Here is a 10,938-nt window from a genome sequence, read left to right on the forward strand (position 1 = left end):
CTCATGGGCACCGCTTTCAGAAAAAGCCGTTTCAAACGTTTGCGCCACCCGTCAGGTGGCGAACAGGTAGCCTTCGACATCCATGCCCGCATCGCGCATTTGCGCCAGTTTGTACCGCAGGGTGCGCGGACTGATGCCGAGTTTTTCGGCGGCTTCCTTGCGTCGGCCGCGCTCGGTACGCAGGGTGTCGATGATCATCTGGAACTCCCGGCGACGCAGGTCATCGCCCAGTGCACCGGCCGAATCCGCGTCGATTTCGACCTCTCGAATGATCGACGCGGCGGGCACCACCGCCGGCAATGGAGCAAACAACGCAGGGCCGGAGAGACAGAAATCCTGCGGCTGGATCAAGCCGCCCTGCTGCAGAATCAAGGCCCGCTGAACCGCGTTATCCAGCTCGCGCACGTTGCCCGGCCACGGATAACCGATCAGGCACGCTTGCGCCTCGGGCGAGAACTTCGCCATCGCATGCTTCATTTTATTGACGTGTTTGGCCAACAGACGCTCGGCCAGCGGCAGGATATCGGCGGTGCGCTCGCGCAACGGACGCCAGGCCAGCGGAAATACCGACAGACGATAATAGAGGTCTTCACGGAATCGCCCCGCTGCTACTTCACCGGCCAGATCACGGTTGGTGGTGGCTACCACGCGAATATCGAGGGTGATCGGCTTGCGTGCGCCGACCCGCTCGACTTCCCGCTCCTGCAACACCCGCAGCAGCTTGGCTTGCAGGCCGAGGGGCATTTCGGAAATCTCATCGAGCAGAATGGTGCCGCCGTCCGCCTGTTCGAACTTGCCGGCCTGGGCCGCGATGGCGCCGGTGAACGAGCCTTTTTCGTGACCGAACAGGGTAGCTTCGAGCATGTTGTCGGGGATCGCCGCGCAGTTGATCGCAATGAACGGCTGACTGGCACGATGGGATTGCTGGTGAATGTAGCGCGCCAGCACTTCCTTGCCGGTGCCGGACTCGCCGGAAATCAGCACGGTGGAATCACTGCGTGCGACCCGCGCCGCCAGATCCAGCAATTGTGCGCTGGCGGGCTCGACCGCGACCGGGCCTTCGGCGTCGCTGGCGCCAAGACTGCCCAAGGCGTGACGCGCTACCAGATCCAGCAGAGCCTTGGGCTCGAACGGCTTGACCAGATAATCCGCCGCGCCCTGGCGCATGGCATCGACCGCGCGCTCGACCGCGCCATGGGCGGTCATCAGCAGCACCGGCAATTGCGGTTGCCGTGCGCGCAGCAGGCCGAGCAATTGATGGCCGTCCATGCCCGGCATATTGACGTCACTGACCACCAGACTGAACGCTTCGCGCTCGACCGCGCTCAGCGCCTCTTCGGCCGAACCCACCGCGTGATAGTCGTGACCGGCCAGCAGCAGCGTATCGGCCAGCGCTTCGCGCAACGAGCGGTCATCCTCGACCAGCAGAACCTTGATGCCCATGACCTTCACTCAGCTCCCTGTACAGCAGAAAACAACGGCAGGATGACCTGCGCGCACGTACCGCGCCCGACCCGCGAACGCAGCTGCAATTCTCCCTGATGCGCACGCGCCACGGCCTTGACCACGGTCAGGCCCAGGCCCGTCCCGGTAACTTTGGTGGTGAAAAACGGCTCGCCCAGCCGCGCCAGCACCGCCGCATCAATACCGCTGCCGCTGTCACTGACACACAAACGCAGGGTGTTGTCGCGGGTATAGCAATGCACCTTCAGACGCACCTCACCGGCACTCGCCTGAATGGCGTTTTCAATCAGATTGAGCAGCGCCCCGACCAGCGTGTCGCGATTGCACAGCAACTCGCCGGCATGGCTGTCGCACTGCCAGCGGATCGGCAGGTCCTGCACGTGGGTCAGCGCCGCGGCCTGCAGCGACTGCATCAAGGCATTCGGCGTGACACGGTCGGTCAGCGGCAGCTCACCGCGGGCGAACACCAGCATGTCGCGCACCTGATGCTCCAGTTCGTGCAGGCGCTCCTTGAGGCGCCCGGCAAAACGCTGCTGGGTGGCGACCGGCAGTTCCTGCTCGGTCAAATGACTGGCGTACAACAAGGCGGCGGACAATGGCGTGCGGATCTGATGCGCCAGCGACGCGACCATCCGCCCCAGGGACGACAGCCGCTCGTGGCGCGCCAGTTGATCCTGCAAGTGACGGGTTTCAGTCAGGTCGTTGAGCAGCACCAACTGCCCCGGCTCGGCATCCAGCGAGCGGGTGGCAATCGACAGGCGTCGACCGTTCTTCAAGGAAATTTCGTGACCGTCGTCCTCACGGGGCGCAAAGCAACGGGCGATGACATGGCGCCACAGCTCACCTTCCAGCGGCAGGCCGAGCAATTCGATGGCGGCAGGATTGGCCTCGCACACAATGCCGTGACCGTCGATGACGATGACGCCACCGGGCAACAGATCGAGGAGATTTTGCAGACGGTTGGCCAAGCGTTCTTTTTCCGCCAGTTCCTGCATGCGCTGGGCGCTGACCACGGCCAGCTCGCCCTTGAGCTCGGTGACCCGGGCTTCGAGCATGCTGTAGGAATCGGTCAACTGGCTGGACATCTGATTGAACAGTGCGAATGCCTGCTCAAGCCCCTGGCGGCTCGCCTGCTCTACGGACGGCAGTTGCCCCGAGGACTCGGGAACAGAAGACATCTGGGAGGCTTGGGGCATTGTGCTCTCTCGCTTGGCTGACCGTCAGTTAAACGGAACGTTGCGAGGGACTTAGCAATACCCGTGCCTAAAAAAAACCGCTTATAAATGAAGCGGTTGAAAAACAGGCGTCAATCATCCGCCTGTTCATCTCCTTCACGGCGGCTCATGCCGTACTTGCGCATCTTCTCCACCAGCGTGGTGCGGCGAATACGCAGGCGTTCGGCGGCACGGGCCACGATGCCGTTGGCGTCGTCCAGCGCCTGCTGGATCAGCCCCTGCTCCAGACCACCGAGGTAGTCCTTCAGGTCGAGACCTTCCGGCGGCAGCATGGCGTTGGCGGTGAAGTCCGGCGTATGGCCGTTGATCGCCACGCGCTCTTCCAGATCGCTGCGCAGGCTGTCGACCATTTGCTCGTCTTCGTCGTCGACGTAGCGGAATTTCTTCGGCAGCTCGACCACGCCGATCACCCCGTACGGATGCATGATCGCCATGCGCTCCACCAGGTTGGCCAGCTCGCGGACGTTGCCCGGCCAGCCGTGGCGGCACAGGGACATGATCGCGGCGGAGTTGAAGCGGATCGAACCGCGCTTTTCGTGCTCCATGCGCGAGATCAGCTCGTTCATCAGCAACGGAATGTCTTCGACGCGCTCACGCAGCGGCGCCATCTCGATCGGGAACACGTTCAGGCGATAGTAGAGGTCTTCGCGGAAGGTGCCGATCTCGATCATGCTTTCGAGATTCTTGTGGGTCGCGGCGATGATGCGCACGTCGACGCTCTGGGTCTTGTTGCTGCCCACACGCTCGAAGGTGCGCTCCTGCAGCACGCGCAGCAGCTTGACCTGCATCGGCAGCGGCATGTCGCCGATTTCGTCGAGGAACAGCGTACCGCCGTTGGCCAGCTCGAAGCGGCCGGCACGGCTGGTGATAGCGCCGGTAAAGGCGCCCTTCTCGTGGCCGAACAGTTCGCTTTCCAGCAACTCGGCCGGGATCGCCCCGCAGTTGACCGGTACGAATGGCGCGTCACGACGCTTGGAATGGTAATGCAGGTTGCGCGCAACCACTTCCTTGCCGGTCCCGGACTCGCCGAGGATCAGCACGCTGGCATCGGTGTCGGCCACTTGCTGCATCATCTGGCGCACGTGCTGGATCGCGCGACTGGTGCCGACGAGACTGCGGAAAAGGTTGGGTTCGCGATGACGGCCGCGTTCGCGGGCCTGGTCGTACATCTCGCGATAGACCTGGGCACGGTGCAGGGAGTCGAGCAGCTTGCTGTAGCTCGGCGGCATTTCGAGGGTCGAAAGCACCCGGCGGCGCTGGTCTTCGGGCAGGTCCACCGAAGAATTATCGCCCATCAGCAAAACCGGAAGGAACTCATCCCAGGTTGAGAGTGTCTTTAGCAAGCCCAAAAGCGCACCAGGAGCATTGACCGTCCCGATCAGTACGCAAATGACCTCACGACTAGACGACAAAGAGCCGACTGCCTGCTGCCAGTCATGGCTTCCGCAGGGTAAATTTTCTTCGCCAAGAAAATTTAAAATCACCGCCAGGTCGCGGCGGCGGACGCTATCGTCATCGATCAGCAGAATTTTGGTTTCACGCCACATGCAATAGCAACTTCCCTAGTCAACTCAATGCCCAAAATGAGGGGCAAGCGAGACGCTTGCAGGACACCTTGTGCCTGTAGACGCCTGAAATCTGAAAACAGCCACTAGTTAAGTCAAAAAACCGTGCACAGTCAAATTTATGGCGCACATGTCTGGATTAACTGAGGGTTAATTAACCAAACAGATGGTAAACCTTTGCCGCGTTCTGCGCTTGGGTGATCTGCGACATCTCGTCGACTATCGCCTGACGCTCACCCATCGCCACTTCAAGCAGCTGCTTGTAGACATGCAGCAACTCCTCAAGATTATCGCGCAGCGCCACTTCATCAAGCGAAGCCTCACTCAAGACATCTTCCATGCAGGAACGGCAATCGAGATCCAATTGACCGATGGCTTCCCAGTTGCGCTCGGCCAGGGCACCGACCAGCGCTACTCGGGTTTCTTCGATTCGCTGCAATACAAGACTCATGATGATCTCCTCAGAACTGCGGAGCAGGCGCAGGCGCGATTGCGTCCCAGCCTTCCTTGACCGTGCTCAGCAAGCCGGCGACCTCGTCAAGGATGCGTGGATCGCTGTCGATGTTCGCCTCGGCGAGACGCTTCATCATGTAGATATAAAGACCGTCCAGATCAGCCAGCGTATCGGCGGACTTTTCCAGATCCAGACCTTCACGCAAGCCGCTGACGATGCCGATGGCCTTGCTGATCGCCGTGCACTTGGCGGCAATGTCCTTGCGCTCGATGGCGCCCTTTGCCTGAGCGATACGGTCCAGACCACCTTCCATCAGCATTTGCACCAGACGGTGGGGACTCGCTTCGGACGTCTGGGCCTGAGCGCCGACTTTCTGGTATTGCCGAAGGGCCAACATCGGATTCATGTTCTACCTCATTTGCAACTATGACTCGTATGAGCAGTGTATCGCCTGCAAGCCAGAAAACTTTAGACCATAAGACAAAAACCCGGCACACGCTCAAAAGCGTAGCCGGGTTTTTGTCGCTCTTGCATGTTACTTCGCGGATTGCTGAGCGTTGAGCGAGGCAAAGAAGGACGTAATGTTGCTTGCCGTCGCTTTCATTTGCCCTACCAGCAAGTCCATGGCGTTGTACTTGGCAGTCAACGTCTTGGTCAGGTTGGCCACACGCAGATCCAGCGCCAGCTGCTGGGAAGTAATATTGCGGGTGTTGTTGTTCAGGATCGTCATGCGCTGGTCAAGCAGACCCGTGGTGGTCTTGCCGTCAGCCGATGGCTTGAGATACGGATCCACTGCCTTGCTCATGCGCGTCAGCAGACCGTTCTTGTCGTCAGTGCCGGTGAACATCTTCTGCACCTGACCAGTCATGCCCGGCGTGGCCATCGCCTTGTTGAACGCCGTCGTGTCGAGGGTCAGGTTACCGGTGAGCCGGTCGGTCATAACGCCCATTTGCGACAGGTATTTCAACGTATCGCCTGCGCCGCCCTCAGTCAGTTGAGCACGGATATCGGCAATCAGAGAACGCGGCAGGGAGTCACCAGTGAAGGCCGCCTGAACGGTCAGCTTGCCATCTTCGTCCGGCGTCGCCTTGGACAAGGTATCGATGGTGCTCTTCAAGGTGTTGAAAGCGTCGACGAAGGCCTGAACCGACGTCTGCAAGCCTTTGGTGTTGGTGTCGACAGTGACCGTGACTGGCGTACCCGGCGTGGCAGGGACCGTCAGCAGGTTCATCGTCAAACCGCTGATGGCTCCGGTTACCGTGTTGCTTTTGCTGCTCACCGAAAGACCGTCGATGGTCAGCTGCGCATCCTGTGCAAGACCATTGACGGAACCGGCAGCGCCAGGCGCCGGAGTCGCACCCAACTGCTGGGTACCATCAATTTCCAGGCCGGCAATGCCACTGACACTCAGGTCAGTACCCGCACCCGTTTTGCTGGAGCTGATCACCAGGCGCGAAGCACCCGTGCTGTCAGTCACGATGTTGGCAGAAATACCATTGACGCCCTGAGCCGTGTTGATTGCGTCACGAGTGCTCTGCAAGGTCGCGTTGGCTGGAATCGTGACATTGTAATCAGTGCCATTCTGACTGATTTTCAGGGTACCACTCGGAATGGCACTGGCCGCACCGCCGGCGAAGGATGCACTGGCTACTTTCGAGCCGGTGGCCAGCTTAGTCACAACAACGCTGTAAGTACCGGAAACTGCGGTGTTATCCGAAGTCACACCCAAAACTGCGGGCGTACCCGAAGTCGCGGTATAACCGGCAAACGCAGGACTGGTCTTGCTGCCCAGATTGGTCATCGTCGTCTGAAATGCGGTCAGCGCACTCTTCAACGTGCCAATGCCGGAAATCTTCAGCGTATTGGTTTTTGTCGCGTTATCGATCTGCGTCTGCTTCGGCGACTTGTCGGCGTTGACCAGCGCAGTAACGATTGCACCGATGTCCAGGCCGGAACCCAGGCCCGAACCCGGTAAAATTGGACTTGCCATGTGCATCTCCCTAGGGTTGTTGCCAGTCTTTTGACCAATACCTGCGTCTAAAGAACTTCAAACACTATTCATGCCAGCTATCAGACTTTGGCGTCGAACAACACGTGACTCGCATTGGCGAGGCTGTCTGCCAGCTTCAGGGCTTCTGCGGAGGGAATCTGTCGAACGACTTCACCCGTCTCGCTAGCGATCACCTTGACGATGACTTTTCCGGAATGCTCGTCGATCGAGAATTCCAGGTTGCGCTTGATCGACTGGACGAACTTCTCGATCTCCTGCACCGCCAGCTTCAATTTCGCCTCATCCGTGTCCTGCTTCTTGTCAGCAACCGGAGCGACGGTATTTCTGGGAGCCTCAGGCGTCTCTGACGGCTTATCAACAACCGGAGCTGTTGGCTTGGGAGCCGGATAAGACACGTTAAGCTTTACGCTCATGTCCATGCCCATCACCTCCTAACATGAAAAAAGCGAGAGAGCACGCCAAGCGCACTCCCCCGCCAAAACTCATTCCGAAATTACTGAAGCAGCTTCAGTACAGCGGAAGGCAGTTGGTTGGCTTGAGCCAGAACAGAGGTCGAAGCCTGTTGCAGGGTTTGCTGCTTGGTCAGGTTAGCAGTCTCTGCGGCGAAGTCGGTATCTTGTACGCGACCTTGTGCAGCAGTGGTGTTCTCGGTGATGTTCTGCAGGTTGGAGATGGTGCTGGTCAGACGGTTTTGCGAAGCACCCAGAGCAGCGCGGGTGGCGTTGATGTTCGCAATTGCAGCGTCGATCGCGGTGATCGCGTTGTCGATGTTCGAAGCGGCGGCTGCGGAAGTAGCACCGGTCAGAACAACAGTACCGCTACCTACCGACAGGCTTGCAGCGTCGAACTTGCCGCTCAGTACCAGGTCGATGTGGTTGGCGGAGCCAGTGTTGGCGCCAACTTGCAGAGTTACAGTACCAGCCGAACCGTCCAGCAGGTTTTTGCCGTTCAGGTTGGTAGCAGCCGAGATACGGGTGATTTCGTCAGACATCTGAGCGAATTCAGCGTTGGTTGCGGTCTGGTCAGCAGTGCCGTTGGTACCGTTACGAGCTTTAACAGCCAGTTCACGCATACGCTGCAGGATGTCGGTCGAAGCTTGCAGAGCGCCTTCAGCGGTCTGAGCAACGGAGATACCGTCGTTGGCGTTCTGGATCGCCTGAGTGTTACCACGGATCTGCGAGGACATACGGGTAGCGATCTGCAGGCCGGCGGCGTCGTCTTTAGCGCTGTTGATTTTCAGGCCGGAAGACAGGCGCTGCATCGAAGTCGACAGAGCGTCGGAAGCGCGGTTCAGGTTTTTCTGAACGTTCAACGACGTGGTGTTGGTGTTTACTGTTAAAGCCATGACGAATTCCTCGTTGGTTGGGTACTGCGGCTTCCGGCCCTGGCAACCGCCGGGTATGGCCTAGAGAACCTTCGTAATAGTTATCGTCGGGTTTGCAGGTTGCTTGAGGGCTTTTTTGAAAAAATTTGCCATCACCCTGCCACCCCCTAGAAAACAAAGACTTAGCAGCACTTTACCTTCGAAAAAATGGCGTCATAAAACCGTCCGCGGCGCAAACCTGCGAGCCAGCGCCTTCAGTCCTCTTCAGGCAGATGGCTCTTCCAGCAATTGAATCAACTCGTACTCCATGAAATCGGCAAGTCCCAGCCAGTCCTGACGCTCCTGGCACTCGAGCATTTGCGTGAGCAATTGCGCCCAGACTTGCTGCGTCTGCGCGCCGGCCGACAGCAATGACTGCTGCGCGCCCTCGAACACATCGACCATGGTCAAAGCGGCCTCGACATCACGACCCAAGCGAAAAAGCCCGGCGCACTGGCGGCATTCGTCTATCCAGCCTTGCAGCGCAGTCATTGCACAAACTCCTGATTGAACGCTGTACCGGCAATCTGCGCCCCCGCGCGACTACTGTTGAAAAACGCCACCTGCGGCTGACTGGCGATGTATCGCTCGAGCACGCACAGATAACCGCGAAAATTGAGTTGGGTACTGACGCGCTCGCCATACCCGTCACGCACCCAGTGCCGCGCCTGATTCACCGACGGCCCCAGGTCACCATCACTCCAGCCGGCATGGGTCTTGTTCATCGGGAAGGCAAAATCGGCGCCGAACAGGGTGATGCGTGCAGCGCCCATCTTCACTGCCAGATCCACGGCCGGGTGAATCACGCTGCCGCCCACATGCAACAGCGCCCTCGGGTACTGCTCACGCAATGCCGCATAGACCGGACTGGCAGAGTAAGCGCCATAACGCTTGCCCTTCCAGGCCCTCAGCACTTCGGGGTCACTCATGGGCAGATACACCAGCGGGATGCCGTCGGAGTCCTCGAAAGGCAAATGCCGGAAGCTGATGCGCTGATCGATGCTCACCACATAGTCGGGCACGATCCCGTGCTCGCGCAGCGGCCGGTACGCGGTATCGACACAAATGTACAACGGACGATCGGCCCGCTCGCGGATCACCGCCAGACGTTCGAAATGCTGCTCCAGTGTCGGCCCCGTGCCAATCACGAAAATCTCCCGACCGGCACAGGAGCCGAACAGCGTCGCCACATCATCGTCAGCCAGCAATACCGGCAAGCAGTCCTGCAGACGCTGTTGAATGAACGGTGACTGCGGATCGAACTCGCGGTTGTTGAAGCTCAGGTGCACTTCGCTGACCAGCCGATCGCGAATCTTTGCGTTGAAGTCATCGGCCAACAGCATCTCGGCAGGCAATGCAAAAAACGGCGTGCAGATGTCGGGCAGGTCGCCGGCGTAGAGCAATTCAACTCGCGGATCCTGCAGCCACTGACGCTGATCGATCAATTGCAGCACCAGGGCGAACAGCGCGCCATTGAGGATGTGTACGTAAAGTCGCTCAAGCCCGGTGCGCTCCAGCAACACCGTGGGCAAATCCCCGAGGCCGGTGCCGTAGACATGCAGTTGCGGCTTGTCCGCCGGCAGGCTGGCGGCCTGAATCTGCGCCTCGCGGACACGGTCATGCCGGCTGGTGAGCTGAATGCCGCCAATGCTCAGCGTCGAGCCCAGCCCTTGCGTCAGCTCAGCCTCGATCGCCGAACCGTCTTCGTTCAGCAATCTCGCGAACAGCGCCGGCCAGCGTCGTTCGATGACTTCAGCATTGGCCTGGAAAAACTCACTCATGACGCCTCGCGCTCCCTTCAGGCAAAAAAAATAGCGTTCAAGGTTAACCCTTGAACGCTATTTTTGTATCCGTCGTTCTTAGCGGATTCAAGGACGATAAATAATCGCCGAACCCCATGACAAACCGACACCGAAACCACTGATTGCAATGCGATTCCAGTCGGAATCCATCACGTGTTTTTCCAGCAGCAGCGGCACACTGGACGACACGGTGTTGCCGGTCTCGACCATGTCCTTGATGAACTTCTCCGGCTCGCCTTCGAAGCGCCGCGCCACGGCGTCGACAATCGCCGCACTGCCCTGGTGAATGCAGAAGGCATCGATGTCATCGGCCTTGAGACCGGAATCGTCGAGCAGTTCGTGCAGGTGGGCCGGCACCTTGAGCAGCGCGAAGTTGAACACCTGACGGCCGTTCATGAAGAACACGCCATCGGTGACTTTCAGGTGCGGTGCGCCGGAACCGTCGGTGCCGAACTTGGCCTTGCCCAGCGCCCAGACCGGGTCTTCGCCCATCCAGGTGGCGGTAGCAGCGTCGCCAAACAGCATGGTGGTGTTGCGGTCTTCCGGGTCAACGATCTTCGAATACGGGTCAGCGGTGATCAGCAGGCCGTTCTTGAGGCCGGCAGCTTCCATGAAGCCTTTGATCGCATAGATGCCGTAGACGTAACCGGAGCAACCCAGGGAAATGTCGAACGCGGCCACGTTGGTTGGCAGACCAAGCTTGTCCTGAACGATGGCTGCGGTGTGCGGCAGGCCTTCTTCGTCACCGTTCTGGGTGACGACGATCAGTGCGTCGATGGACTCGCGTTTCAGATCCGGATTGCTGGCAAACAACGCATTGGCCGCTTCAACGCACAGATCGGAGGTCTCCTGTTCCGCGTCTTTGCGCGGCAGGAAGGCCGAACCGATCTTGCCAAGGATGAACTCTTCATCCTTCTCGAATTTCGCACCTTGTGCGTAGTTATCCACGCCGGCTACAGGAACGTAGCTCGCAATGCTTTTTATGCCAATCATTACGGCTTCCCAATAATAAACTGCCCAATACCACCGCTCGCAAGGATTCGA

At 59.2% G+C, this 10,938-nt stretch carries 11 protein-coding genes; all 11 read right to left on the bottom strand.

What is annotated here, in order from left to right; genetic code table 11:
• Positions 1-51: 51 nt before the first annotated feature.
• Entirely contained in the window at positions 52-1,443 is a 1,392-nt protein-coding gene (locus tag JKA62_RS21730; protein WP_201819388.1) for a sigma-54-dependent transcriptional regulator, read from the bottom strand.
• A gap of 5 nt (positions 1,444-1,448) precedes the next feature.
• A complete protein-coding gene (locus JKA62_RS21735; protein WP_011333046.1) occupies positions 1,449-2,660 on the bottom strand; it encodes a sensor histidine kinase in 1,212 nt (403 codons plus the stop codon).
• Positions 2,661-2,770: 110 nt separating this feature from the next.
• Positions 2,771-4,246 (bottom strand): sigma-54 dependent transcriptional regulator, encoded by a 1,476-nt coding sequence (locus JKA62_RS21740; RefSeq protein ID WP_003222863.1) that lies wholly within the window; start codon positions 4,244-4,246, stop codon positions 2,771-2,773.
• A gap of 172 nt (positions 4,247-4,418) precedes the next feature.
• On the bottom strand, positions 4,419-4,715 hold the full coding sequence (locus tag JKA62_RS21745) for a hypothetical protein (RefSeq protein ID WP_011333045.1): 297 nt from the start codon (positions 4,713-4,715) through the stop codon (positions 4,419-4,421).
• Positions 4,716-4,725: 10 nt separating this feature from the next.
• On the bottom strand, positions 4,726-5,124 hold the full coding sequence (gene fliS / locus JKA62_RS21750; RefSeq protein WP_011333044.1) for a flagellar export chaperone FliS: 399 nt from the start codon (positions 5,122-5,124) through the stop codon (positions 4,726-4,728).
• 129 nt (positions 5,125-5,253) lie between these two features.
• Entirely contained in the window at positions 5,254-6,708 is a 1,455-nt protein-coding gene (fliD, locus tag JKA62_RS21755) for a flagellar filament capping protein FliD (protein WP_011333043.1), read from the bottom strand.
• Between the two features lie 80 nt (positions 6,709-6,788).
• Entirely contained in the window at positions 6,789-7,148 is a 360-nt protein-coding gene (locus JKA62_RS21760) for a flagellar protein FlaG (protein ID WP_011333042.1), read from the bottom strand.
• Positions 7,149-7,222: 74 nt separating this feature from the next.
• Complete coding sequence (locus tag JKA62_RS21765) at positions 7,223-8,074, bottom strand: flagellin domain-containing protein (protein ID WP_011333041.1); 852 nt, start codon at positions 8,072-8,074, stop codon at positions 7,223-7,225.
• 243 nt (positions 8,075-8,317) lie between these two features.
• Entirely contained in the window at positions 8,318-8,584 is a 267-nt protein-coding gene (locus tag JKA62_RS21770) for a hypothetical protein (RefSeq protein WP_011333040.1), read from the bottom strand.
• Positions 8,581-9,873 carry a motility associated factor glycosyltransferase family protein gene (locus JKA62_RS21775; RefSeq protein WP_011333039.1) on the bottom strand — a complete coding sequence of 431 codons (1,293 nt, stop codon included), beginning with the start codon at positions 9,871-9,873 and terminating at the stop codon, positions 8,581-8,583. The genes JKA62_RS21770 and JKA62_RS21775 overlap by 4 nt, the downstream gene beginning before the upstream one ends.
• A gap of 87 nt (positions 9,874-9,960) precedes the next feature.
• Complete coding sequence (locus JKA62_RS21780) at positions 9,961-10,887, bottom strand: ketoacyl-ACP synthase III (protein WP_011333038.1); 927 nt, start codon at positions 10,885-10,887, stop codon at positions 9,961-9,963.
• Positions 10,888-10,938: the final 51 nt, after the last annotated feature.

Origin of the sequence: Pseudomonas sp. B7 (assembly GCF_016735645.1) — a bacterium.
Lineage (GTDB): Bacteria > Pseudomonadota > Gammaproteobacteria > Pseudomonadales > Pseudomonadaceae > Aquipseudomonas > Aquipseudomonas glycinae.

Coding starts and splice junctions, on each gene's coding strand:
- JKA62_RS21730 (WP_201819388.1), bottom strand. CDS start 1,443: ATGGGCATCAAGGTTCTGCTGGTCGAGGATGACCGCTCGTTGCGCGAA.
- JKA62_RS21735 (WP_011333046.1), bottom strand. CDS start 2,660: ATGCCCCAAGCCTCCCAGATGTCTTCTGTTCCCGAGTCCTCGGGGCAA.
- JKA62_RS21740 (WP_003222863.1), bottom strand. CDS start 4,246: ATGTGGCGTGAAACCAAAATTCTGCTGATCGATGACGATAGCGTCCGC.
- JKA62_RS21745 (WP_011333045.1), bottom strand. CDS start 4,715: ATGAGTCTTGTATTGCAGCGAATCGAAGAAACCCGAGTAGCGCTGGTC.
- fliS (WP_011333044.1), bottom strand. CDS start 5,124: ATGAATCCGATGTTGGCCCTTCGGCAATACCAGAAAGTCGGCGCTCAG.
- fliD (WP_011333043.1), bottom strand. CDS start 6,708: ATGGCAAGTCCAATTTTACCGGGTTCGGGCCTGGGTTCCGGCCTGGAC.
- JKA62_RS21760 (WP_011333042.1), bottom strand. CDS start 7,148: ATGGACATGAGCGTAAAGCTTAACGTGTCTTATCCGGCTCCCAAGCCA.
- JKA62_RS21765 (WP_011333041.1), bottom strand. CDS start 8,074: ATGGCTTTAACAGTAAACACCAACACCACGTCGTTGAACGTTCAGAAA.
- JKA62_RS21770 (WP_011333040.1), bottom strand. CDS start 8,584: ATGACTGCGCTGCAAGGCTGGATAGACGAATGCCGCCAGTGCGCCGGG.
- JKA62_RS21775 (WP_011333039.1), bottom strand. CDS start 9,873: ATGAGTGAGTTTTTCCAGGCCAATGCTGAAGTCATCGAACGACGCTGG.
- JKA62_RS21780 (WP_011333038.1), bottom strand. CDS start 10,887: ATGATTGGCATAAAAAGCATTGCGAGCTACGTTCCTGTAGCCGGCGTG.